At 71.8% G+C, this 23,899-nt stretch carries 21 protein-coding genes; 6 read left to right on the top strand and 15 right to left on the bottom strand.

Going from position 1 to position 23,899, the window contains the following annotated elements; all coding sequences use genetic code 11:
- The first annotated feature begins 3 nt into the window (after nucleotides 1-3).
- The 5 genes from JOF36_RS37090 to JOF36_RS37070 are packed head-to-tail and all read left to right on the top strand — an operon-like array spanning nucleotide 4 to nucleotide 3,176.
- Entirely contained in the window at nucleotides 4-822 is an 819-nt protein-coding gene (locus tag JOF36_RS37090) for a ferritin-like domain-containing protein (protein WP_245353244.1), read from the top strand.
- Nucleotides 819-1,256 (top strand): PaaI family thioesterase, encoded by a 438-nt coding sequence (locus JOF36_RS37085; RefSeq protein ID WP_210036904.1) that lies wholly within the window; start codon nucleotides 819-821, stop codon nucleotides 1,254-1,256. The genes JOF36_RS37090 and JOF36_RS37085 overlap by 4 nt, the downstream gene beginning before the upstream one ends.
- Nucleotides 1,253-1,513 carry an acyl carrier protein gene (locus JOF36_RS37080; RefSeq protein ID WP_210036903.1) on the top strand — a complete coding sequence of 87 codons (261 nt, stop codon included), beginning with the start codon at nucleotides 1,253-1,255 and terminating at the stop codon, nucleotides 1,511-1,513. The genes JOF36_RS37085 and JOF36_RS37080 overlap by 4 nt, the downstream gene beginning before the upstream one ends.
- A complete protein-coding gene (locus JOF36_RS37075; protein WP_210036902.1) occupies nucleotides 1,510-2,346 on the top strand; it encodes an SAM-dependent methyltransferase in 837 nt (278 codons plus the stop codon). The genes JOF36_RS37080 and JOF36_RS37075 overlap by 4 nt, the downstream gene beginning before the upstream one ends.
- A complete protein-coding gene (locus JOF36_RS37070; protein ID WP_210036901.1) occupies nucleotides 2,343-3,176 on the top strand; it encodes an acyl-ACP desaturase in 834 nt (277 codons plus the stop codon). The genes JOF36_RS37075 and JOF36_RS37070 overlap by 4 nt, the downstream gene beginning before the upstream one ends.
- Before the next feature lie 370 nt (nucleotides 3,177-3,546).
- On the opposite strand, the gene JOF36_RS41265 is transcribed toward JOF36_RS37070, so the two are convergent.
- The 4 genes from JOF36_RS41265 to JOF36_RS37050 form a co-directional block, all read right to left on the bottom strand.
- Nucleotides 3,547-7,902 carry a cation-translocating P-type ATPase gene (locus tag JOF36_RS41265; RefSeq protein ID WP_210036900.1) on the bottom strand — a complete coding sequence of 1,452 codons (4,356 nt, stop codon included), beginning with the start codon at nucleotides 7,900-7,902 and terminating at the stop codon, nucleotides 3,547-3,549.
- Nucleotides 7,903-7,959: 57 nt separating this feature from the next.
- Nucleotides 7,960-8,469, bottom strand: coding sequence for a hypothetical protein (locus tag JOF36_RS39825; protein ID WP_245353242.1), 510 nt, complete (start codon nucleotides 8,467-8,469; stop codon nucleotides 7,960-7,962).
- 1,610 nt (nucleotides 8,470-10,079) lie between these two features.
- A complete protein-coding gene (locus JOF36_RS37055) occupies nucleotides 10,080-10,376 on the bottom strand; it encodes a hypothetical protein (protein WP_210036899.1) in 297 nt (98 codons plus the stop codon).
- A gap of 186 nt (nucleotides 10,377-10,562) precedes the next feature.
- The gene (locus JOF36_RS37050) at nucleotides 10,563-11,378 is read right to left on the bottom strand and encodes a DNA/RNA non-specific endonuclease (protein WP_210036898.1); all 816 of its coding nucleotides are present in this window, start codon (nucleotides 11,376-11,378) and stop codon (nucleotides 10,563-10,565) included.
- 195 nt (nucleotides 11,379-11,573) lie between these two features.
- Between JOF36_RS37050 and JOF36_RS37045 the strand changes: the two genes are divergently transcribed.
- Nucleotides 11,574-11,780 carry a hypothetical protein gene (locus tag JOF36_RS37045; protein WP_210036897.1) on the top strand — a complete coding sequence of 69 codons (207 nt, stop codon included), beginning with the start codon at nucleotides 11,574-11,576 and terminating at the stop codon, nucleotides 11,778-11,780.
- Between the two features lie 148 nt (nucleotides 11,781-11,928).
- Here JOF36_RS37045 and JOF36_RS37040 read toward each other — a convergent pair whose 3' ends face one another.
- The 11 genes from JOF36_RS37040 to JOF36_RS36990 form a co-directional block, all read right to left on the bottom strand.
- On the bottom strand, nucleotides 11,929-13,173 hold the full coding sequence (locus JOF36_RS37040) for an alpha-D-ribose 1-methylphosphonate 5-triphosphate diphosphatase (protein WP_210036896.1): 1,245 nt from the start codon (nucleotides 13,171-13,173) through the stop codon (nucleotides 11,929-11,931).
- A complete protein-coding gene (locus tag JOF36_RS37035) occupies nucleotides 13,170-13,901 on the bottom strand; it encodes an ATP-binding cassette domain-containing protein (RefSeq protein ID WP_210036895.1) in 732 nt (243 codons plus the stop codon). Before JOF36_RS37035 ends, JOF36_RS37040 begins: the two co-directional genes overlap by 4 nt.
- Before the next feature lie 2 nt (nucleotides 13,902-13,903).
- Nucleotides 13,904-15,763, bottom strand: a complete 1,860-nt coding sequence (locus JOF36_RS37030; RefSeq protein WP_210036894.1) for an alpha-D-ribose 1-methylphosphonate 5-phosphate C-P-lyase PhnJ — start codon at nucleotides 15,761-15,763, stop codon at nucleotides 13,904-13,906.
- Complete coding sequence (locus JOF36_RS37025) at nucleotides 15,760-16,860, bottom strand: carbon-phosphorus lyase complex subunit PhnI (RefSeq protein ID WP_210036893.1); 1,101 nt, start codon at nucleotides 16,858-16,860, stop codon at nucleotides 15,760-15,762. Before JOF36_RS37025 ends, JOF36_RS37030 begins: the two co-directional genes overlap by 4 nt.
- Nucleotides 16,860-17,420: a phosphonate C-P lyase system protein PhnH gene (phnH, locus tag JOF36_RS37020; RefSeq protein ID WP_210036892.1), complete on the bottom strand. Its 561-nt coding sequence runs from the start codon at nucleotides 17,418-17,420 to the stop codon at nucleotides 16,860-16,862. Before phnH ends, JOF36_RS37025 begins: the two co-directional genes overlap by 1 nt.
- Nucleotides 17,417-17,839 (bottom strand): phosphonate C-P lyase system protein PhnG, encoded by a 423-nt coding sequence (locus JOF36_RS37015; RefSeq protein ID WP_210036891.1) that lies wholly within the window; start codon nucleotides 17,837-17,839, stop codon nucleotides 17,417-17,419. The genes phnH and JOF36_RS37015 overlap by 4 nt, the downstream gene beginning before the upstream one ends.
- On the bottom strand, nucleotides 17,823-18,575 hold the full coding sequence (locus JOF36_RS37010) for a GntR family transcriptional regulator (RefSeq protein WP_307862812.1): 753 nt from the start codon (nucleotides 18,573-18,575) through the stop codon (nucleotides 17,823-17,825). Before JOF36_RS37010 ends, JOF36_RS37015 begins: the two co-directional genes overlap by 17 nt.
- Before the next feature lie 108 nt (nucleotides 18,576-18,683).
- Nucleotides 18,684-20,402, bottom strand: coding sequence for a phosphonate ABC transporter, permease protein PhnE (gene phnE / locus JOF36_RS37005; RefSeq protein WP_210036890.1), 1,719 nt, complete (start codon nucleotides 20,400-20,402; stop codon nucleotides 18,684-18,686).
- Entirely contained in the window at nucleotides 20,399-21,223 is an 825-nt protein-coding gene (gene phnC, locus JOF36_RS37000; protein WP_307862811.1) for a phosphonate ABC transporter ATP-binding protein, read from the bottom strand. The genes phnE and phnC overlap by 4 nt, the downstream gene beginning before the upstream one ends.
- A gap of 8 nt (nucleotides 21,224-21,231) precedes the next feature.
- Nucleotides 21,232-22,170 (bottom strand): phosphate/phosphite/phosphonate ABC transporter substrate-binding protein, encoded by a 939-nt coding sequence (locus JOF36_RS36995; RefSeq protein WP_210036889.1) that lies wholly within the window; start codon nucleotides 22,168-22,170, stop codon nucleotides 21,232-21,234.
- A gap of 959 nt (nucleotides 22,171-23,129) precedes the next feature.
- Nucleotides 23,130-23,474, bottom strand: a complete 345-nt coding sequence (locus JOF36_RS36990; protein ID WP_210036888.1) for a hypothetical protein — start codon at nucleotides 23,472-23,474, stop codon at nucleotides 23,130-23,132.
- Nucleotides 23,475-23,899: the final 425 nt, after the last annotated feature.

Here is a 23,899-nt window from a genome sequence, read left to right as displayed (position 1 = left end):
GACATGACCAACACGATCCCCGGCATGGACGCCATGCACAGCCTGGACATCTTCCGCCACTACGACCGTGGTCACTGGAAGCTGGCCCAGCTCGACCTGACCGCCATCGACCGATCCCTGGTCAAGCCCGAGCACGTCACGCTGGTCAAGAGCGCGGTCATGGGCGAATCCAACGTCATCGCCGCCGTACACGGCTTTCTCAACGAGTTCGCCGACGACTACGACTTCTCCGCCTTCGCCGTGATCTGGGGCTACCAGGAAGTCCAACACCACTACGCCTTCACCTCCTGGCTACAGGCCGTGGGCCAGGACGTGGACTCCCGTGCCGTCGCCGCGATGCGCGCGCCCTACGAACCTGGCTCCACACCGTCGGCGACCCTGGCTACCAACATCATCTCCGAACTGACGGTCAACCACGTCTACCGCGCCGTCGCGAACTGGGTGGCCGAGCCGGTACTCGCCGACCTGCTGCTGCGCGCCAGCCGAGACGAGGCCGCACACGCCCGCGAGTTCCGGCATTTTGCCGCGCAGCGCCTCGAGCAGCACCCCGACGAGCTCGCGAGCGTGTTGGAGACGCTGTACTTCTACACCTGCAACGACACGATCACCCACCCCGTCAGCGTGTTCAAGTCCGGCCTCGACGCCCTCGAGGGCCACGAGACCATCGACACGGGCTTCCAGCTGTTCCTCGACCAGCTGGCGGGCACCGGCGAGCTCGACGAACTGCAGGACAAGATCCGCAAGACCATCGGCTCGCTCACCGACCGCGACCTGTCGAGCAACGGGAAGGTCCGCCGCGCACTGGCCGAGGCGTTGGCATGACCACCGTCGCGCAGATCGCCCTGCCCTGGAGCACGCGCGCAGACCACCACTGCTTCGGGTGCGCGCCGGGTAACCCGCACGGACTCGGGTTGACCTTCACCGCCGAGGGCCCCGGCCTGCGGACCGACTTCGCCCTCGGCCACCACTACGAGTCCTACCCCGACGTGGTGCACGGCGGCATCGTCGCACTGATCTGCGACGAGACCATGGGCAACCTGATCGTGCTGCGCGCCGACCGCCCGGCGGTCACCACGAGCCTGCGCATGCGCTACGTCGACACCGTCCATACCGGACTCCCCTACCGGGTCACCGCCGCCCTGATCTCCCGCACCCCTGACCTGATCGGCGCCGTGGCCGACGTGACCGACGCCCACGACGACCTCGTCGCGAGCGCCACCGCCACCTACCACCCTCTGCCCAGGAGCGCGTCATGACCACCTCCCTGCCGACCATCGACCAGATCACCCAGGCCGTTCGCCGGATCGTCGCCGAGGTCCTCGCCGTCCCGGCGCCGCAGCTGGGCACCGACACCGACCTTCGTGAGGTCGAGGGTGCGGACTCCATCAAAGTGCTGCGGCTGATTGCGCGCATCGAGCGCGAGTACGACGTGCAGCTCGAAGACGAGGACGTCTTCGGCGTCAGCACGATCGCCGAGATCGCCGGTGTGCTGCAGAAGGCGCTGAAGCTGTGACCGTCCTCGAGCATCCGACCAACCAGCACTACGACCTCGACCCGCGGGTGTTCGGGCTGTTCTTGGGCGAGACCCGCAAGTACAGCTCCGGCTGGTACGCCACCGGCGAGGAGACCCTCGACCTCGCCCAGCGTCAGAAGATGAACCTCGTCGCCGACATGATCCACGCCGACGACCGCTCACGGGTGCTGGACATCGGATCGGGATGGGGTGCGCTGGTCCTACACCTCGCCGACGTTCGAGGCTGCACCGTCACCGGGATCAGCCCGGCCCCACGCCAGCAGGAGTTCGTCGAGCAGCGGGCGCGCCGACGCGGCCTGGCCAACCGCGTCCGGATGATCACCAGCCCCTTCGAGACCGCGCAGGACCTGCCACACGACCTCGACGCCGTCACCGCGCTGGGCTCGGTGATACACATGCCCGACCTGCCCGCGGCGCTCGCCAAAGCCCGAAGCCTGCTGCGCCGCGGCGGCCGGATGTACGTCTCGGAATCCTGTTTTCGTAACGCGGCGATCCGCGCCCGGTTCAACCAGGTAGACGGAACCGACTTCGTGCGGGAGACCATCTTCGGCAACGGCGAGCTGCGCCCCCTCTCCGAGCTGGTCGCCGCCGCCGAAGACGCCGGCTTCTCCGTGGAGACCAGCCTCGATCTGACCAGGCACTACCACCGCACCATCGAACAGTGGGCGCAGAACGTAGGCGCCGCAGCTGCACGGCTCGACGCGATCGAACCGGGGATCACGTCCCGGCTGACGCACTACCTGGACGTGTCCAACGCCGGGTGGGGCTACACCACCAAGCACTACGCACTCGTGCTGCGGAACGCGCGGTGAACCGACTCCTGACCGCCGCCCAGCTCGCACCCGCCGTGGACACCTACCTCGCAGCGACGACCCCGGGGCGACGTTGGGACGCGGAGACCACCTTCGCCTGGGACGCCGCCGACGCCGACCGGCTCACCGAAGGACAGCGCTCGGCCGTCGAGTTCGTGACCGTCATCGAGGACCACCTACCCGGCTACTTCGACATCTATCACCGGCATTTCCCAGTCGATGACACCGTGGAACCGGAGGTGTTCGCCCACAACCGCGAGCTGTACCACTTCACCGTGCGCTGGGCCTCGGAGGAGGACACCCACGCCCGCGCACTGGCCCGCTACCAGGCGGCATCCGGCATTACCGACCGCGACACGCTACGGGGATCCCTCGCCGAGGTCGGGGCGCAACGGTTCGAGCTGCCCTACGAGCACCCGGTGCAGTTCTTCGCCTATGCACTGGTGCAGGAGAAGGCCACCCAGATCTACTACCAGCAGCTCCGGGCTGCCATCGACGAGCCGGTGCTCACCGATGTCCTGACCCGGCTCTCGCGGGACGAGGCACGCCACTTCACATTCATGGCCGACGTCGTCAGCCGGTACCTGCGCCACCACGGGGACGCCGTCGTCGAACCGATCCGGGACGTGATCGCGACCTTCCGGATGCCACTCGCGGACACGATGCGCGGCTACTGGCGGTGGGCACTGAAGATCGCCGACACCGCCCGCTACGACCACACCGACGCCTACGACAGCCTGATCCACGTCCTCGACCGGGCGACGGCAGCGCGAACCGACAAGCTCGACGAGCTGATGGCCTTCGTGGCGGCAGCACGCACGGTGGCGTGAGCTCGTTCTCGACGCGTCGAAGCTCAGGGTGCGGCGACCACTGCCAGGAACCACCGTCCGACGAGGAGCGGGTCCCCGACAACGCGGACACACCCCTTGCTGTGCCCGCGTCGGAGGCCAGGGCGCGCCGGTGGCCTTCGCCCCGGGTCAGGCGATGGCGGGACGCATCGCACCCCGCAGGGAGTGCATGAGGTGGACGGCCAGGCGTTCCAGCAGGGCCGCCGCCACCGCGACCAGTACCGCACCGAAGAACTCGTTCATCATGCCCACCTTCCGATCGACGACACACAGCGTCACCGACGCCGGTGAGCGATACGGGCCGGGCGGCTGCACATCCGGTTGCCAGAAAGTGACGAGCGTTGGTCAGTGGTCATCCGGTGGCGCCGAGCCGGCGCTGGGCGACGAGCTGGGCACCTCCGGCGGCGGCTGCCGCGGTGAGCGCGATGCCCCACTGATGCGGAAGCAGCGGCGTGGAACCGACGATCCCGCTGACTCCGGGGACCTGGACGGCGACGACGAGCAGGACGATCGAACCGCCGACGGCGGCGGCGACCAGCGGGGTGCGCCCCCGCACGACGAGGGTCTGGGCGAGCTGGCTGCCGACGAGCGCGACCAGGCCGCTGGTGTTGGCCTGGGCGGAGGTGCTCAGCGGGCGCGACGCCATCCAGGCCGCTGCCGCGGCGGTGGCGGTGATGGCGGCGCGGACCTGGATGTCGCGGTCCAGGGAGGCGCCCAGCGAAGCCTCCGGGCCGTGGGCGAGCAGCTCGGCCGGGGTGGAGTCCGGTGGCGGGCGGACGGCGACGGCCATCGCCGGTAGCACATCGGTGAGCAGATTGATCAAGAGCAGTTGCCGCGCGTTGAGGGTCGCGTCGCGGCCGAACAGCCCGGTGCCCAGGGTGTAGGCGATCTCGCCGAGGTTACCGCCGAGCAGGATGGACAGGGCATCGCGGACCGACGCCCACATCCCGCGCCCCTCCACGATGGCATCGGTGATGGTCTCGATGCGGTCGTCGGTGACCACGAGATCCGCCGCCTCGCGAGCGGCCGGGGTGGCACGGGCTCCCAGCGCGATGCCCACGTCGGCCAGCCGAATCGCCGGGGCGTCGTTGGTGCCGTCACCGGTAACGGCCACGGGATGGCCGCTCTGCTGGTGCAAGCCGACGATGCGGGCCTTCTGCGCGGGGGTGACGCGGGCGAAGACCGCGGTACGGGGGAGCGCGTCGGTGAGCTGGGCGTCGGTCAGCTCGTCCATCTCGGCGCCGGTCATGACGGTGCGTCCGTCGAGGACGTCGAGCTCGGCGGCGATCGACTCGGCGGTGCTGGGGTGGTCGCCGGTGATCATCACGATGGCGACCCCGGCGGCGCGCAGGGTGGCGACCGCCTGCGCGGCGGTCGGGCGGACCGGGTCGACCAGCCCGACCAGCCCACGGAACTCCAGCTCGGCGACGTCGGCCTCGCCGAGCCTGCTGCCGGTCGTGGGCCGTTGCGCGACGGCGAGCACGCGGTGGCCGTGGCGGGCCAGTCGGTGGACCTCGGCGTCGATCGCGGCCCGGTCACCGTCGAGGGGTGAACTCGTATCCGCGGTGCGGCGGGTCGTGCACAGCGGCAGGATGACTTCAGGGGCGCCCTTGACGCTGATCCGGTTGCCGCTGCGGCCCCGCCACAAGGTGGCGTGGTAGCCGCGGTGAGATTCGAACGGCAGCTCGTCGAGCGCCTCGACGAACGCGTGGCCGTTCTCCGCGCTGATGTCGAGCTCGCGGGCGCCCCGCAGGACGGCACGGTCGGTCTGATGAGTGATGTGCCGCCGGTCCGCGCGGAACGGGCTGGCCCGCACCGCGGTGGAGACGATGCCCTGCAGATCGGTGGTGAGTGGCTCGTCGACCGTGGCGCTGCGGGTCCCGTCGGATACCTGGCGCAGGCTGATCCGGCCCTCGGTGAGGGTGCCGGTCTTGTCGAAACACAGCACGCTCACCCGGCCGAGGGCTTCGATCGTCGACGGGTTACGGACCAGTGCTCCGCGGGCCGAGAGCCGGCGGGCGGCCGCGAGCTCAGCCACCGTCGCAACGAACGGCAGACCTTCCGGGACAGCGGCCACGGCCAGGCTCACCGCCCGCGTCAGCGCGACCCCGGCCGGGCGCCCTCGCAGCAGGTCGATCGCGACGAGGGCGACGCCGGCCCCGACCGAGACGGGCAGGATCCGGGCGGTCAGCTCGCGCAGCCTGCTCTCGACACCGGTCGGCGGGGCCTGACCGGCGCTCTCGCGCAGGGTCCGGCCCGCTTCGGTGTGCTCCCCGGTCGCGACAACCACCGCCTCGGCGCGCCCGGTGGCCACGGTGGTGCCCTCGTAGAGCATCGAGCGGCGGTCGCCGAGGGTGCGTGCGCTCGTGGCGTGCGCCGACTTCGAGGCCGGCACCGACTCGCCGGTCAGCGACGACTCGTCGATCTCCAGGCCGTGACCGGCCAGCACCCGGCTGTCCGCCGGTACGGCGTCGCCGGCCTGCAGCCGGATCACATCGCCGCCGACGAGCTCGTCGGCGGTGTGTTCCACCTCGTGCTCGCCGCGCCGCACACGCACCCGGGTGGCGCTGCTCCGATGCAGAGTGCGCAACGCGGACTGGGCGCTGACCCGCTGCACGCCGCCGATCAGGGCGTTCACCGCGAGCACGAACACGATCGACAAGGGATCAAGTACCGAGCCGGTCGCCGCCGACACCCCGGCGCCGGCGGTGAGCGCGGTGGTGATCGGGTTGGCGAGTTCCTCGGCCGAGGCCCGGACAAGTCCGATCTCGTCGTGGTCGTCGTGCCGGGGTGGCGTTCGCCGGCGCCGGGCCTCCGGTTCGGCCAGACCGCTGCGGGCGCTGTCGAGCTGGGTGAGCACCGCCCGCGACGACATGGCGTGCCAGGGCATCCGGTCGGTCGCGACCGGTGCGGGCCGGCGGGCGACCGTGATCGCCGACCAGGTGCCGATGCCGTAGGCGCACAGCGCGGCGGTGTGCACCGCGACCGAGGCGCGCGCAGGGGCGCCGACCGCAGGCCCGAGCAGGGCGAGCAGCACACCGAGCCCCGACCCAGCGGCAGCGAGCTGTGCGGCACGGCGACCGACCCGGCGCGCTGGCTCGATCGCCTCCAGCAGCAGACAGGCCTCGCTCAGGGTGCGGATCAACGTGTCCGCCGTCCAGGCCGGGGTGCCCCCGGGCGGGACGAGGCCGATGCCGAGGTCGGCGGCGGCGAGCGCGACGTCGTGGTGCTCGCTCAGCACCGCGACCACGTGGCCGGTCGCCTGGAGCTCGCGCACCGACTCGGCGAGGTCGTCCCCGCCGGGGACCGCGCCGTCGGCGTCGGTGCGCGGCACCAGGTCCTCGGACCCGCCCACCAGCACCACCCCGACCTGTCCGGCTGCGGCCACAACGGCTTCGGTGAACGGATCGAGGATCTCGGACACACCGACGAGCGCGACCGGGTCGTCCCCACGCCGCAGCAACAGCACGGTGGACGCCCGATGCGCCAGTTCCGCGGCCAACTCGGCGATCCACCCGGTTGCCGCACGGCCCACCGGCTCGACCGACCATCCCTGCCGCCGCCGCGCCCGGTCGGGCCGGCGCCTGTCGACCAGATCATGTGCCCGTTCGACCAGCGCGGACGCAGCCGGGCCGGAGTCGCCCTCCAACGGCACGACCTCCTCCACCCCGTGTCGCCCGGTACGGAGCACATCGGCATCGAGCACCACCGTGTCCAGCCGGTCGAGGCGGCGCAGCGCCGACCGATCGAGCACCAGACTTCCTCGCGCGGCGACGCCGCGGCCGAGCCCGGCGGCGTAGGCGTCCTGTCCGGTCCGTGCCGCCTTCGGTAAGCCAGCGGCCAGCACCGCGTTGGCCAGCGGATGCACCCCGAGCGCGGTGAGGAGTGCGGCGCCGGCGAGGGCGGTCCCCGTGGCCGTGTGCGCGACCTTCTGCACCGGCCCGGGTGGGAGCGGAACCGGCCGCGGACATGCCGGCGCGGGCGCGGCGCGGTACGCCCCGGGCCGGTGGGCGAGCTCGCCCTCCCACGCCGTCCACGTGACGCGGTGAGCCCGGGCTTCCTGGTACAGCGCATACCGGTGGCAGGCGTCGACGAGCAGCCCGACCGGCCGGCGCCCCGTGGTGTTGGCGACCACCGCCGCACCAGCCAGCAGCGGGGCCGCCACAGGCTCGCCCACGACCTGGGTGAACAGCGAGCGCAACGCCGGGGCCGCATCGACGTGAGCGAGCACCGACAGCCCCAACGCGGCCGGTCCCAACGGCAGCGCCCGCCCCACCGCGGTGTAGGCCAGGCCCACCACGTTAAGCCCGAGCAGGACCGCCTCCTGCATCACCCCACCCGGCGCGCCGGGATGCTCCGGGCGTGCCAGCGGTGCGGCCGCCGCGAGCCCGCATGCCTGCTCGGCCGCCCGGACGAGCTCGGTCACCTCGCCCATCGTGATCAGCTCGGGAACGAACTCGATCAGGACATCGCCCAGGGCGGCGTTGACCTCGGCCCGCACCACCGCCTCGTGGGCGACGAGCAGCTCTTCGGCCCGCGACGCCGCGTCCGCGTCGTGGTGCACGCCGTCGATCGGGACGTGAACCCGACCCGGCGCCGTCGTCACCGAACCCGCGGTCGCACTGGAGACGAACTCGACGACTCCGGCCACGGCACCGACCGCGGTGCCGACCGTGTCACCGGCCAGCCCGATCAGACGTTGCCACACGTGAGCCTCGTCGTCGCCAGACCGACGCCTACAGATACGCGCAAGGCGTCGGCCGGGTCAGGCGGGACCGGAGGCGGCAGTGCCGGTGCCGGTGTCGGAAGTCCCTGCCGCTGTGGTGGCCTCCTGGGATGAGCCCGAGCTTCCGGTGGACCGGCCGGCCAGGGCCGACCCGACACCGATCGCCACCGCCACCGGCCACTCGATCACCCCGGCCACGGCGGTCGCGGCCAACCCACCGAGGAACAACATCGACTTGCCCGACGGCAGCATCGACCAGGCCCCATGCGCAGCCGCGTCGAGATCCCCCCGGCTCGGCATCTGCGGTGCCCGGAACTCCGCGGTCACGAACGGCAGGTCCACGGTCGCCCAGCGGTGACCCTCAAGCCGCCTCGCCGCGGACGGGCCCGCCTGTCCCTCTCCGGTCGACGTGGCGGTGCCGGTCTCCGAAACGTCCCAGGCCTCGGTCGGTGCCGCAGCCTCGTCCGCACCACCGGTGGCGCCGGCGGGTTCAGCACGCGTCTCCCGGTCATCGGCGTGAACCTCTGCCGCCCGCTGCTTGCCCGCCACGACGTACACCCCACTCTGCGTGTCGACCCGAAGCTTGTTCAGCGTTCATCCAGTGCTCCCGCAGTGCTCATTGCTACTGCGGCGTTCATCCGGACCCGGCCAGCATGTCCCTCGGCAGCCGTGGCGACAACCGCCTGAAGGCGGAGCCCCGTTGCACCACGCAGCGCTGCGGCCGGCCCGGAAGACAGGTGGAGCGTCCCGGACGGACCGTCGCCGAACCAGACCCACTACCCCGGGCCGGCGCACCGAATTGTCGGGGTGATCATCAGATGCGGAATCTCAGTGATCGTCAATCGTGCGCGGTACCGCTCTGCGTGATCGTGTTGGCCTGCGGCTGCGGCACCGTCAGCGGCGGCCACGAGCGCAGGGAACCGAACCTCGGGGTGTGCCCCCAGCAGTGCCGGCGGCGAACACGCCGATGACGCCAGCGGCTGGCTCGGCGACGAGGTGGATGTGGTGCGCGCCCACCGATGAGCGGCCATCGGGCCCGGCACTCGCTGAAAGCCGCAGTGGACCTCTCCCCGGAGGGACGCGACGCATACCTGCCCTCCGGGGCGAGGCGCGCCCGAGCGTACGTGCGATCGGTCGCGGCATCGACGAGCAGCGCGTGTCGACGGGGAGAACGAGGGTCGAACCCTCCCCCGTTGTCACGGTGAGTCACGTGAGCTCGGCCGATCGTCATGGTCGCCGCGATCGTTCTGACCGACCGTCCTCGCTCTCGGTCGAGTTCGATCCGGCGACCGGGTACAAGCTCCGGCGCGGAGGGCGGGATCGAGCTCACCGTCGAGCGCCTGAGGTTGCGACAGAGCGCCCGGTTGCGACACCAGGGCTTGGTGCGACGGCGCCGCGCCCACTGCTGTGATCACAGGTGGCGCGGCGCCGTCAGGGCTCGGGTGTCGAGCCGCTAGGTCACTTCTTCTTCTTGCCCTTCTTGTCCTTCTTCTTGTCCTTCTTCTTCGCCATGGATGATCACCCCCGGTTCGGCTGGTCGTAATCTGAGCTACACCTTGGTCAACGTAACCTTGACCAGGATCGCGGTCAAGGAGGCGTTGACAACATGGGTGGGGCGACGAGCTGTGCGCAGATCAGAGCTGCTCTGGAGGCGGTTGAGTCCGCGGACACGGTGACCGCTCGGGTGTCGGCAGGTCGCCGGCTGCGGCAGGTGGCCGAGCAGCTGGAAGCCGAACTCGTGGCACAGGCCCGGGCGGAAGGTGTTCGGTGGGTCGATATCGGGCAGCTGTACGGGACCAGCAAGCAGGGCGTTCAGCAGCGGTTTCGCCGTCGCACCGCATAGCCGGGAGGGGCCACCCGGTGCTGGCCAGTGACCACCGGAGAGCAGCGGGGCCGGCCCGGTCAACTCGCCCGGTAGCAGGTAGGCCGTCGGTATGCCCTCGAGGCCGTCGCCTACCCGGACCATGTCGCCCCGCTCGCCCTCAGCTGCTGGCTGACCCAGCGGATGTCGGAGCAGCGGTACAGGTCACTCTCGTCGGCGTGGAGTACCCCCCTCGAGAATGGCCACCGTTCGTGCGCTGGTTGATCGTCGGGCCGTGCGGCGTGTCCATTACCGGTGGCGCGTTCAGCAAGCGACGGTCGACGCGCGATCCCTGCGCCTACGGCTGGAGGACGTCCTCGAAGCGCACGTGCGTGACACCGACGGTCGTGGCGAACGGCAGGAAGTGGAGGTGGAACCACTCCGTGCGTGCAGCTACCAGCCCGCGGCCGTCGGGTTGATGGGCAGCTCCGAGCCATCCGCATTCGCACGCCGGTACGTAGGCGGTGAAGGTTCCTTCAACGCCGTGGCGGACATCGGTCCAGATGTCGCTGTAGGTGCCGTTGCGGTAGCGGCCCGCAACGTAACCTTCATGATCGTCCGAACCCGCGATTTCCCGGGCTCCCACATAGAGCACCGAACAAGTGTGGCGCGCGGCGTGCGAGGGTCGCCGGCGGCCCCCTGCTCGTGAGGAGCTGCAGCGGCGCCGTGTCCTCGCCGTGCCCCTGCCCGCACGGACGCGCCCGGACCACGGTGAGCTCCGACCCCTGGCCGAGGCGCCGAGCCGCCACTCTCACTTCGCGTGGTGCGCCGCCGGGGGCCGCTACAGACCTCGGATGTCGGCGTAGGCCGTCAGGCGCACGGCGCGGTCGACGAGCGCAGCCGGCGCGGGTGCGGGGACGGGCATGCGGTCGGCCGCAACCAGCGGGCCGAGGTCGAGGGCAGTCAGCTCGCCGATCCGGGCGACCGGGACCTGGAACGTCCGAAACTCCCCCAGCGGCGGCGGCTCGCCCTCCTGTTGCAGGGCACCGAGCTGCGGGGTCTGATCGAGCAGATAGCCAGTGGTGCCCAATGCGCCACCGACGGTGAAGCCGCCGATCTTCCAGAACTGCCGGGGAACCGCCAAGCCGCGGTAGGGCGGGTCATCGTCGGCGAGGACCGGGCCCGTGAACACGACGAGCTTGCGGTCGTGGTCCCCGGCGTTGTCGAGCAGGTAGTCCTCGAGCCCGAGCCAGAGCTCGCGGTCCTGGTTGAACGACGACGCCTGCGGTGCGGCGTTGGTGTAGAAGAACGTGTCGCTATTCGCCCGCTCGGCTTCGGCCTGCTCGCCCCACACCGGATCCCGGCGCCGAACCAAATGGCCGCGGTCCAGGTCGTTGTCGGCGTAGATGTCCTCGCCGGCCTGCTGCTCGGCCGGGAGCCGGTCGTCGAGCCGCCAGTCATCAGAACGCTCCACCTCACGCAGGCTCGCACCGTCGATCGCGACCGCGGTGGCCGCGGCGAGGCGACGGTCCGGGCGGTGCAGCGTGGAGAAGTGGGTGTAGGCCAGCGCCACAGTCGTCACACCGGGCGCGGTGGGCATCGGCGCAGGCACCCCGAGGAAGTCCGCGTTGTAGCCAGCCGGTTCGGGAGCGTTCATGGCCGCAACCGTAGGGGTGCCCACAGCCTGGAGGGGCCACGGCTGTCGTGCGTGGCCAGCCCTTCGCCGAAACGATCAACTGCGTTTACCCGACACCCCGCGCGTCCCGCCAGCCACCAGGCCCCGTCACTGCCAGGGTTGGTCGTCACGCAACCGACGCGGCCGGATCGGCCGCACCGACTCGAAGGAGACAACGTGGGCGACATCGCGAGCAAGGTCGACAAGGCCTACGGGGACAAGAGCATCGCTGAGCTGGCCGACGCCCCCGTCGACGCCCTCCACAGCGTCTCCGAGGGCGACGCCCAGCACCTCAAGGACGCCTTCAACATCAAGACCGTCCGCGACCTGGGCACCAACAAGTACTTCCTGTGGGCCCAGGCCATCACCAAGCTCGCCGACTGAGGGCCGGCTGTGCGGGACGGCCACACACTCGCCGTCCCGCACAGCTCATCTCCCTCTGCACGAGGTGCCCGAGCTGTTGAGCGCCGCCTTGGCTGCCGCCCGCTAACTCCGCAACGATGTCGCGCCGACGACCAGGCCAAGCACGTGATCACGAACGCGGCCCCGGCGTCGGCTCGAGTGGTGATGCGCCGCGCCGCGCCGGTGGGGACTCGGCCCGCATGACCGCGCACACCGTCGGCCACGGCCGCCCCGCCTCGGCGAGCACGAGGTCGGCGCGCAGCCCCGGCGCGAGCATGCCGCGGTCGTCCAGACCCGCGGCCTGCGCGCCACCCGCGGTCACCAGCCGTACCGCGGCCGGCAGGTCCACCAATGCCTCGGAAGCGAGCAGGAACGCGGCCGCGAGCAGTCCGGAGGGCAGGTAGTCCGAGGCGAGGGCAGTCACCAGCCCGCGACCGACAAGCTCCCGGGCGGAGGCGTTACCGGCGTGCGATGTCCCGCGCAGCGCGTTGGGCGCACCCATCACGACCGGCATCGCGGATGCGCGGGCCGCGCGCGCCGCCGCCACGGTCGTCGGGAACTCCGCCACCACCCCGCCGCGCTCGGCCAGGGCCGCGATCTCGGCGGGTGAGGCCGGATCATGACCGAACAGCCGCACCGCCCCGGTCCGGGCACGACCGGAGAGGAAGTCGAACGCTTCGGCACGCACGTCCAGCATCGTGTCCCGCCGGGCGATCATGTCGTCGACGTGCAGCCGGGCCTCGGCGTCGGTCAGGCCGCGGGTGCCGGACACGTAGCGCTCGTAGTAGGTCCGGTCGGCGTACTGCCCCTGGCCCGGGGTGTGGTCCTCGTGCGACACCAGTGCCGGGCCGGTGAACCCGGCGAGCCGTTCCCGCAGCGCCGCCAGACCGTCGCGACACCGCACATCGAGCCGGTGCAGGATCCGGTGGTCGACCGGAGCGCTCCCCCGGCCCTCCACCTGCCGGCACAGCTCCCGGGTGCTCGCGATCGCGCGCGGTGAGACCGGCGAGGCGCCCTGCTCGAACGACGCCCCGTGGAAGACGGTGGTGACCCCGGCAGCCCACAGCTTGCCCTCGAACGACCGCATCGCGAACGGCCAGGGCAGCTCGGCGCCGGGCCGGGGCAGCCGCTCGCGCTCCAGACCGTCGGAATGCACATCCACCAGGCCGGGCAGGCAATAGAGCCCACCGCCGTCGACGTCGGCCACGCACCCGCCCGGCTGCGACCCGACCTCGGCGATGCGTCCGTCGCGCACGGCGACCCACGCATCGTCGATGACGCGGTCGGGCAGTACCGCCCGCACGTGGCCCAGCACGTAATCGGTGCGCGGCCGGTCGAGGGGCCAGGCCGTCCGGGCCGGTGCCGCGGCACTCACGCCGCCCCCGCCAGGACCTCGGCGGGTGCACCCTGGCGCACCACGCGGCCGCCACCGAACTCGACCACCCGGGTGGCGAGCCGGCGCATCGCGTCGGCGTCGTGGAACACCGCGAGGACCGCGACGCCGCGCCCGGACAGCGACGCGACCAGGTCCAGCGCGAGCTCCCGGTTGACCGGATCCAGCGCCGACACCGGTTCGTCGAGCAGCAGCAGCCTCGGGGGTGCGACCGTGGCCGCGGCGAGGTTCACCCGCTGGCGCTCACCACCGGACAACACACCACAGTCGACGTCCCACAACGCCTCGTCGAGGGCCAGGCGGCGCAACGCCGACGCCGCGGCGTCGGCCGCATCGGCCGCGTCCAGGCCGCGGCGCCGGGCCGCGGCCGCGACGAGCGCCCAGGGCCCCGTGCGCGGTGGCGCGGCGAGGAACTGGGAGACATAGCCGAGCTCACGCGCCCGCAGCCGGACCAGGCCGCGGTCATCAAGGGTGGTCAGCTCGACCGGACCGTCACCGGTGTGCAGGACCACGGTGCCCGAGTCGGGCAGGTAGCTGCGGTGCACGCAGCGCAGCAGGCTGGATTTGCCCGCGCCGCTGGACCCGGCCAGCGCGACGTGTTCGCCCGCGGCCACGTCGAGGTCGACGCCCCGCAGGGAGGTGACCGTCCGGCCGACGGCGTGCAGGGTGAACGTCTTGGTCAGGTCGCGGATCTCGAGTACGGGTCGCACGGTCACCTCCGGGCCGCGGCGACGAGCCGCTGGGTGTAAGGGTGGTGGGGGTCGCGGAACAGCTGGTCGGTCAGGCCCCGCTCGACGACCCGACCCAGGTGCATGACCAGAGTCCGGTCGGTCAGGGTCTCGACGACGCCGAAGTCGTGGCTGACCACGACCGCGGCGGTGTCGCGTTCGGCCAGCAAGCCGCGCAGCAGGTCGAGCACGCCCGCGGCGACCGAGGCGTCCAGCCCGGTGGTGGGCTCGTCCAGCAAAAGCACGGCAGGGTCGGTGGCCAGCGCCGCGGCGATCTGCACCCGCTGCCGCATCCCGCCGGAGAAGGTGCGGACCGGGTCGTCCATCCGCGACAGCGGCACCTCGACGCGGTCGAGCAGCTGCGCCGCCCGCGCCCGGATCGCGCCGTAGCTGCGCCACCCCGCCGCGGTGAGTCGTTCGGCGATGTTGCCCCCGGCCGACACGCCCATGGCGAGTCCGGTGGCCGGGTCCTGGTGGACGATGCCCAGCGTCGAGATCCGCAGCCGGCGGCGGGTCGGGGCGTCGAGGGTCAGCACGTCGGTGCGGCCACCGTCGACACCGGCCAGGAACAGTCGTCCGGAGGTCGCGTCCTCGTCGCCGACGATGCACCGCAGCACGGTCGACTTCCCGGAGCCGGACTCGCCGATCAGGCCGACCGCCTCTCCCGGCGCGACGTCGAAGCCGACGTCCCACGCCGCGACGACCGCACCGGTGGCCGGGCTCAGCGCGGTGCCGTGCTCCGGCCCGGTGCCCGCCACCGCCGCGTCGCCACCGGGGCCGTGCACCTTGCCGATGGCCTCGGCGAGCAGGGTCCAGTCGGCGCCGTCCGGCAGCACCCGGGGCTCGGGGGCGGGCATCGTCGCTGTCGCTGTCGCTGTCGCTGTCGCCGTCGCCGTGCCGGGTCGCCGTGCGGGCTGTGCCAGCAGGTGCAGCGGTGCCGCGGACCGGTGCGCGCCGGTATCGGCATCGCCGTCGCTCACCCGCGAGCACCACTCGATGTCACTGCACGCGAAGCGGTCCCGACCGGCCTCGACCAGGAACGTGTCGTCCGAGCCGCACCGCACACAGCGAGCCCCGACAGCACCCTCCACCTCGAACGCGATGTCGTCGAAGGTCAGCGGTGCGACATCGGTGTCCGGCGGGATCGCATAGATGCGCTTCTCCCGCCCCGCTCCGAACAGGATCGGGTGCGCGCTGCGGTGCAGCCGCGGGACGTCCCAGCGCGGGATCGGGGTGGTCGCGAGGACGTAGCGGCCGTCGACCAAAACCGGGTAGCCCGTCGATTTCGTGATCACGCCGTTGCGGACGACGTCCTCATAGAGGCTCACCCACATCGCCGCGTAGTCGGCCTCGGCGTGCATCCGCGCGCACTCGACGACCGAGCGCTGCACGCCGCGCAACGGCTCGGGAACCGGGACCTGCAGCACGAGCAGCTGCTCGGAGCCCATCGGCTGCTCGGGCACCCGGTGCCGGCTCTGGACCACGGTCGCCTCCCGCGTGTCGGCGGTGCCGTCACACCCGGTGCCCTCGCCGATCAGCCGTCGCAGGTTGGTCGCGTTGACCCCGTCGTCATCGCCCTGGTCGATCACCTTGACCGTGTCGTGCACGCCGATCACCGCGAGCGTCACCTGCAGCCCGCCCGAGCCCCAGCCGCGGGCCACCGGCATCTCCCGGGAGCCGAACGGGACCTGGTAGCCGGGCACGCAGATCGCGGTCAGCGCCGCGCGGCGGATCTCGCGCTTGGCGCCCTCGTCGATGATCCCGGCCGGTGAGGCGAGGGCGTCGATCCCGCCGAGGAGCTCGGCGGTACTGCTGTCGGACCTGGTCGTCGTCGTGGCGGTCACTGGCAGTCCCTCCCTGCGGGTTCGGTGTCACGCACGGTCGCGCCCGAGGCGCGGACCGCCCGCTTGCGCTCGACCATCGAGCGGAACGTGACGTAGTGCGGCAGCTTGAGGTGTTCGAGGAAGCCCGCCGAGTCGAGCCCGTCGGTGGTCAGCAGCAGCAGCTGTTCCAGCGGGCCGGAGCGGCCGAACCGGCGGCAGGCGATGTCGAGGTTCGCCATCGCGATCGCCTTGCGTTCGTTGTGGCCGAAGACCAGCCCGTAGCCGATGTCGAAGCGGGTGCGGTCCTCGTCCGCCCCGTCGAGGTCCTCGATCGCCTCGGCCTCGCTCGCCCGGAAGGAGCCGATCCGCACCGGACGCCCGGTGTGGGGGTGCGACACCCGCAGCGGAAGCCTGCCGTGCCGCACCTCGCCGAGGGTGACCTCGTGGATGTCGCCGTCCGGGCCGAGGATCGACCGGTACCAGATGCCGACCAGCGCACCGGTCTCGGCGCGCGCCATCGAGGCGAGCACCGCCGAGCGCGGGGCGGGCGGACGCGCCGGGCGCCGGGTCACATCGAACGGCTCGGCGTCGTCGCGCTCGTGCTCGACGAGCAGGTCCAGCGAACGCAGGAAGGCCGAGAAGCGTGCCGGGTGGCGTTGCTCGGCGGTCCGGTCCGCGACCGGGGCGGGCGCCGGCTGCGGTGGATCCGGGTCGTCGGAGTCCTCGCGTCGCAGCATGCGGCCGGTGTAGTCGGTCGTGCGTCCCAGCAGCTGGGGGCCGTCGGGGGTCCGGTGCGCGGGAACGATGCGGCGCAGGACCACCATCTCGTCCGGGTCGACCGCCACGCTGCGCGCCAGGCGCGGCAACGTCGAGCGGTGTGCCCGAACCAGGTGCGCAGCCTCGAGAGTGTCGCCCTCGGCCTGCCGGAAGGCGTCGGCCGCGGTCGCCTCGTCATACAGACCGGCCTCGCCCTGGATCCGGTCGACGGCGAGCCGGAACCGCGCGATGATCTGCGCGCTCGACACTCGGTCCTGCGGTGCGTGATCACGCTCCTCGCGGACCAGTCGTTCGGCGGCGAGGATGGCCTCCAGCCCGCCGCGGGCTCCCGAGTACCCCATCAGTCCTCCTCGATCCGGGTGCTGCGCGGAATGCCGAGGACCCGCCCGTCCGGGTCCACCAGCAGCAGGTCGAACCCCGCCGGGAACGCCGCGCCCGCGCGGGCCGCCCACACCTGCGGGCCGACACCGCGCGGCGCGACCGCGCGGCACTGCGGGATGCCGGGACCGCGCAGCGTGCGCTGCGGGCCGCCGGTCAGCTCCGGTACAGCCAGGCTCACCAGCGCCCCGGCCTCCGGGCTCGCGGCGCTCCCGACCGGGAACCCGGCCACCTCGTCGGCCGCCGGTGACCGCAGCGCCGCCACGAACCGGGCCTGCGCGGGCCCGGTGATCGGGGCGCCGGTCGCGGTGCCGACCGGATCGCTCCAGTCCTCGTCGGACAGGATCGCGACCGGGGTGTCCAGATCAGCCAACCCCAGCACCGGCAGCAGGGCAGGGGGAACCGCGCCGCCGGCGGGCAGCCGCGTGAGGATGCCGGGGCGGGCCAGGGCATCGAGCACGGCCCGGAACACCGGCTGCGCGGTCTCCGGGGGTTGTGGGGCGAGCATGCGGGGTGCGGTCACGTCAACTCCTCGAACTCGACGATCGTGGGCGCGAGCCGGGCCCACTCGGCGGCCTCGGCCGCGGCCTCGCGGGCCGCGACCCGCTCGCACAGCGCGGCGACGTCGGCGTCGTGGCCTGCTTGCGCGGCGGCGTCGCAGATCGCGGCCGCGAGCACAGCGGCCCGGTCGTCGCCGAGGCGCACAGCCCACCCCCGTGCCCCGGCGAACTCGACCTCCGCCCGGCAGGCCAGCACGTCGCCGAGCAGGAAGCGGTCACCGGCCACCGGCTCGACCACCTCGGTGGCGATGCAGCCGATCTCCGGGCCGCGGACCAGGTGTGGGGGTGGCGCGTCGGCCAGGCAGGCATCGGCCAACCCGACCAGCTCCTCGCAGGTGGCCAGGGCAAGCAGCCCGGCCCTGTCCTCACGACTGCGATACATCGGTCTCCTCCGGGGAACTAGCGGTGGCCGAGCCCATCTCGACCACCACGCGGACCGCGTCGGCGCGCATCCACGACGTGCTGCACATCAACGGCCGACCGGTCAGTCGGTCGTGGCTCAAGCTCTCGATCAACCACACCGGGCGGCTCGCCTCGACCAGCAGCCCCGCACAGACCTCCGCGGGCGGGATCTCCAGGCTCACCCGGCACCACACCCGCTCCGGGTCAGCCGGAGCGACCTGGCGCAACACCAGATCCAGCGACTCACCGGCCCGGATGGCGGGCTCCAGATCCGCCACGACGTCCACCGGCACCCACTCGTGCACCCGCGCGGCGAGCAGCTCATCGGCGTAGGAGTGCCGCACCAGGTGGTGGCACGGGCTGCCCACCGCCCGCCCGAGCAGCGCCGCCGGCCCCGCGGGCAGCGCAACAACGTCGATGTCGCGGATCACCGTGCGCGGCACCCCGCCAGCGGCCAGGACGGTCTCGTGCCAGGACGGCCGTCGATCACGCGAGACCGTGTAGTCCAACCGCCGATTCACGAACGTGCCCACACCCTGGATGCGGCGCACGATCAACCGGCGTTCGAGCTCCTGCAGCGCGGCGCGGGCCGCCGCACGGCCCACCGAGAACCGGCGACCGATGGCGTACTCCCCCACCACCCGCATCCCAGGAGCGACCCCGTCGAGCTCGGCCGCCAGCACGTCCGCGATCTTGAGGTACTTGCCCGCTGTCACGGCTACGACCCTGCCGACCGGCCATGTCCGGACAACCGCACCAGAGGTAACCGGCAGGGAAACGACGATGAACGACCGAGCCGGTTGTGCGGTCCCTGCGCACACGCCTCAAGCGACCCGCCGGCGCAGCCACACCGCGAGCAGCTCGACCAGCATCACCACGGCAAAGATCATCATCATCACGGTGGTCACCACCCCGTACTCCAGTACCCGGGAGGCGTTGAGCAGATAGAAGCCGATCCCGCCGGCGCCGACGACACCGAGCAGCGTCGCCGAACGGATGTTGACGTCGAGCTGGTAGAGCAGATGCGCCACGAACGCCGGGGCCGCCTGCGGCAGCGTGACCGCGGTGAACACCTGCAGCCTGCTCGCGCCGGCCGCGCGCACCGCCTGCTGTACCCGCACGTCGGTCTCCTCCAGCGAGTCGGCCACGAGCTTGCCGAGCAGCCCGACCGCCCCGATCGAGAGCGCGAGGGCACCCGCGACCGGCCCGAGCCCGGTGATCACAACGAACACGATCGCGAGGACCAGCTCCGGCAACCCACGGACCAGGACGACCACGGACCGGAACGCGGTCGACACCCAGCGGGCCGGCGCGACGTTGCGGGCGGCGAGGCACCCGACCGGCAGTGCCAGGACAGCGCCGATCAGCGTCGCCGCGAGCGCGATCTGCACGGTGACCACCAGCTCGGCGAGCAGCTCGGGGAGGATGCCGCCGACGCTCGGTGGCCAGAACAGGCCGAGCGTGTCCACCGCCCCGGCCAATCCGGCAAAGGCCTGCCACGGCGCGAGGTCCGCGCCCCACAGCGACGCCAGCACGACCACCCCGGTCAGCAGTGCGTACCCGGCGCCGCGCAGCCGGCGCGGGGACCAGGGCGGGATCGTCGTATCCGGCGCGAGGATCCGCGGCCGGGTCCCGGTCCCGGCGCCGGGCTCGCGGCGCAGCTCGGCCCGGACCCGGCCCAGCCGGCGGCCGAGCGGACCCGGGGCCCGGGCGCCGTCGTCACCGGCTCCGAGCAAGGCCCTGCGGACCGCCCCGGACAGCAACTCCGCGCCGATACAGAGGACCAGCACGATCAACGCCAGGGCCATACCGCGCTGGTAGTCCAGCCGGCGCAGCGCCGTGGCGATCTCGAAGCCGAGGCCGCCGACGCCGACGAAGCCCAGCAGCACCGAGATCCGCAGGTTGATGTCGAAGCGGTGCAGCGCTGTCGCGACCAGGGCCGGTAGAACCTGGGGCAGCACCCCGGACACCAGCTCCTGCCAGCGTCGCGCCCCCGTGGACCGGACCGCCGTGCGCGGCCCCTCGTCGATCTGCTCGATCGCGTCGGCGTAGAGCTTGCCGACCATGCCCACCGAGTGCAGGCCCATCGCCAGCACACCGGCCAGCCCGCCGAGCCCGAACAGCCGGAAGAACACGATGGCCAGCACCACATCCGGAACGGCCCGGGCCACCACGACCACGGCGCGCGCGCCGTAGCGCACAGACCGTCCCGGTGTCGTGTTGGCCGCGGCCAGCACCGCCACCGGCAGGCTCACCAGCACCGCGAGCAGGGTCGCGCAGACGACGATGGCCAGGGTCTGTGCACTGAGCGCCAGCACCTCGCCGAGCGGCGGGAAGTCGAGCGGGACAGTGCGGGACAGGAAATCGGCGGCGTTGCCGACGCTGTCCACGAGCGTGGCCACGTTGAGCCGCAGCTCCGCGGTCGCCCACACCGCCGCAGCGAGCAGGCCCAGCAGGACCAGGACCACCGCGGCCCCGGGCCCGCTCGGGCGCGGCACCGTCGGCCCCGGGCCGGGGTCCGGGCGCAGCTCGGTGACCGTCACCGCGCCGCCGCCACCGGAACCGCTGCCGCCTCAGCCATCCCGCCGTAGACCGCCATCGCCGCGCAGCGATCCGTCGCGGCGGCGGGCTGGTCCAGCACGATCTGGCCCGAGCGCAGGCCGACGATGCGCTCGCCGAACGACAGCGCGACCTCGACCTGATGCAGGCTGCACACCACGGTCAGCCCGTCCTCCCGACTCACGTCCGCGATGAGCGCCATGACCTGCGCCGACGACTCGGGATCGAGCGAGGCGACCGGCTCGTCGGCGAGCAGGATCCGGGGGCGTTGCAGCAGGGCCCGGGCCACCGCGACCCGCTGCTGCTGACCGCCGGAGAGCGTGTCCGCACGCTGGAAGCGCTGATCGGCCAGACCGACCCGGTCGAGCTGCTCCAGCGCCGCCCGCCGTACCCGCCGCGGATAGCTGATCAGCCCGAGCCGCGGCCCGCGCAGCCCTCCGAGCGCCCCGGTGCACACGTTCTCCAGCACCGAGACACTGCCGACCAGGTGGAACTGCTGGAACACGAACCCGACGCGGGACCGCAACCTGCGCAGCTCGTCCGAACTCGCCGTGCCGACATCGGTACCCAGCACCCGGACCGTGCCAGATGTGGGCCGGTGCAGGCCGTTCACGTGCCGCAGCAGCGTGGACTTGCCCGATCCCGACAGCCCGAGCACAGCGACGTTCTCCCCCGGCCGGACGGTCAACGAGACGTCGTCGAGGGCATGGACGTCGGGGGCGAAGCGCTTGGTGAGGCCGCTGATCTCCAGCACGGGATCGTCCTTCTCGTACATCGGTGCGGTGAAGCTCCGTTGGTTGAACACGGGGCCGCTCAGCCCAGGCTCGTGCAGGACTCGGCACGGGTCACGTCGCAGACCCGCCGGACACCGTCGTAGAGCGTGTCGTCCACCGGTGCATAGCCCCAGCTGCCCGCCTCGCCGACCTCGCAGTCCTCGGCCGACGCGCAGAACCCGTCGGCGGTGAGCCGGTCGACGTTGCCCCGCTCGACCAGCGCCCGACCGATCCGGTCGCGCAGCTCGGGCGCCATGCCGGAGGCCAGCGCGATCGGCGAGCCGGCGATCGTCTCGGAGCGCCACACGGTCTGCAACTGCCCGGGCTGCAGCTGCCCGGACCCGATGAGCTGGGAATCGACGATCGCGTCGAAGGCGAACCCCGCGTCGCACTGGCCGCCGGCGACCGCGAGCGCGGACGCGTCGTGCCCACCCGCGAAGACCGGGTTCAAGCCGTTCCGCACGTCGACACCGGCCTCCATCAGCCCAGCCGTGGGGTACAGGTAGCCCGAGGTCGAGTTCGGATCAACGAAGCACACGGTGCGGCCTGCGAACCCGGCCAGGTCGGTGATGCCGGTGTCCGGGCGGGTGATCCCATAGGACACGTAGCCGGGCTCGCCGCCCTGCTCGTCGATCACGGCGGCGACCGCGGAGATGTCCGGATCCTGCTCCTTGGCAAGCACGTAGGAGAAGGGCCCATACATCGCCATGTCGATCTGCCCGGCACGCATGCCCTCCACCACGGCCGCGTAGTCCGTGGCGTTCTGGAACTCGATCGTCGTCCCGGTCTCCTGCTCCAGCATGGAGATGATCGGCTCGAAGCTCTGCTGCAGGCTCGTCGACTCCTCCGACGGCACGGCAGCGAACACGAGCGTGTCACCGGCGCCCGCGCCGTCGGCGGCACTCTGCCCGCAGGCCGTCAGCCCCAGCAGCGCGACGCCGATCAGAGCGACGACGCCACGATGATGAATCGACCTCATGAAATACCTCCGGTCCGCCGCGCGCGGTGTGCGCGCTCAGCACGGACGAGACGAAGGCTCTCCGGCCGTCATGCCCCCACCCGGGCAACGCGGTTACCGACCGGCAAACAGAGAAGGACAGTTCACGCGAACGGGACGGACAACATCACCGATGGTCGCCGCCTCCCCACCACATGGAGGCACGCCGAGCCCGTACGGCGGCCGTACGGACCCGGCGACTCGACACGGTCACGGCCGGCGGCGTAGCACGTGGGGTGCAGACGAGATCACCGGGCGACAACGGCCCTGAACCGGCGTGACCCCGTAGGTCTCCCGACCGCGGTCCCTCGAGTGGGGTTCGCGGCAGCAGATCCTGGGCGGCCGGCTACCCGCGCCGACCATCAAACTGCTCCCGATCCAGCAGGAAGGGCGCACCTGATCCGATCCGCGGGCCGATCCCGATCTGGCGACGCTGGAGGCGGGGCAGCCGCAGGGCTGGTCAGCTGCATCCCGTTCACCGCACGCGCCGCGGGCGAGATAACCCCACTTTCCCCGACGATCGCGCCGCCCGATCGTCGGTCCTGAACGTGGCGACCGGCCGGGACGATCGCCCTCATCAGAGGCCGGCAGCCGGGGCGGGGCGCGTCCCCCGACCCTCCCCGCCCCGGCCAGCTCAGTAAGGTGGAGCAGCTCCTTCGCTCATCCACCGGGCCACCACAAGGACGACCGGTTGAGCCTGGCCAGTCCTCCCGTTTCTGGTCGCGAGCCCGCGGTCGCGTCCGTGAAAGGGGTGGATGGGGATAGCCACCGCGTGAGCCTTCGCGGGTCAATCTAGGCGCCGATTGCGCCGGCGGTCGCCTCCTCGGACGCGGTCGGTCGGTCGGTCGATGGCGGCGCCTACCGTCTGCCGCTCACTAACTGGCAGAGTCGGCCTGTCCTCCCGGTGACTGGCCCCTGCTCGAGACGTCGTGGTTGTCGCCTCAGCCAACGCCGGTGACGGCGACCGAGGGATTGCGCGGGCAGGGGGACGGTCTCGTGACAGGCGGGTCGAGTGTGGTGCCGTTCTGCAACACAGGTTGCGGTCCGAGCGTCGGCGTCATCACAGGGTCGTTCCCGTCACGCTCCGCGACAGCATGAACCGCACAGATCGGGTCGATCAGGGGTTGCTCCGCCGCCCCGGCTCGGTAGTCGGCATTGGCCAGGATCGAGCATTTACAGCCCTGCGCCACGGCGTCCGGTCCACCCGGCGGCGACACACGGGCGGAAAATTCGTCTCCGCTTGGCCCCGATGCCGCCGACAATGACGTATCGGTGAGTTGAGCCATACTTTCCGTCCTCTCGCGGAGTTCTCACGGCACTACCACCGCCCCGCCGGACCTAGTGCGTGCCAACCGACGGAACTGACGACCACATCAGTCCGCGATCCCTGTCGGCGTGCAGATGGAGCCTCTGCCGGCGTGCGTACAGAAATAATTGTTCTCTGAACGGGCGGGCCGCGTCAGCAGACCACACATCACCGCCCATAGAGGCGTGTCGAGACAATGCTCCGGCGACTGAGACCCCGGACGATCCGTGCAGGCTGAAACGTTGACCGAATCCGACCGGATCAGTTTTGATCCGCCACCCGAGAACCATCGATCCTGACACCTCCGCACGGAGGGGGCTTCTCGAAAGTTGCTGTCATCAGAGGCGCCACATCGATCGTGACCTGATCAGCCTCGCCGATGACTCTCAAGTTCTCCACAAGAGA

The sequence above is a fragment of the Pseudonocardia parietis genome, from assembly GCF_017876315.1.
Lineage (GTDB): Bacteria > Actinomycetota > Actinomycetes > Mycobacteriales > Pseudonocardiaceae > Pseudonocardia > Pseudonocardia parietis.
This window is presented reverse-complemented; position numbering and strand designations above follow the sequence as displayed.

Coding starts and splice junctions, on each gene's coding strand:
- JOF36_RS37080 (WP_210036903.1), top strand. CDS start 1,253: ATGACCACCTCCCTGCCGACCATCGACCAGATCACCCAGGCCGTTCGC.
- JOF36_RS36995 (WP_210036889.1), bottom strand. CDS start 22,170: ATGAGGTCGATTCATCATCGTGGCGTCGTCGCTCTGATCGGCGTCGCG.
- JOF36_RS37050 (WP_210036898.1), bottom strand. CDS start 11,378: ATGAACGCTCCCGAACCGGCTGGCTACAACGCGGACTTCCTCGGGGTG.
- JOF36_RS37025 (WP_210036893.1), bottom strand. CDS start 16,860: ATGGGGTACTCGGGAGCCCGCGGCGGGCTGGAGGCCATCCTCGCCGCC.
- JOF36_RS37090 (WP_245353244.1), top strand. CDS start 4: ATGACCAACACGATCCCCGGCATGGACGCCATGCACAGCCTGGACATC.
- JOF36_RS36990 (WP_210036888.1), bottom strand. CDS start 23,474: ATGGCTCAACTCACCGATACGTCATTGTCGGCGGCATCGGGGCCAAGC.
- JOF36_RS37015 (WP_210036891.1), bottom strand. CDS start 17,839: ATGTATCGCAGTCGTGAGGACAGGGCCGGGCTGCTTGCCCTGGCCACC.
- JOF36_RS37085 (WP_210036904.1), top strand. CDS start 819: ATGACCACCGTCGCGCAGATCGCCCTGCCCTGGAGCACGCGCGCAGAC.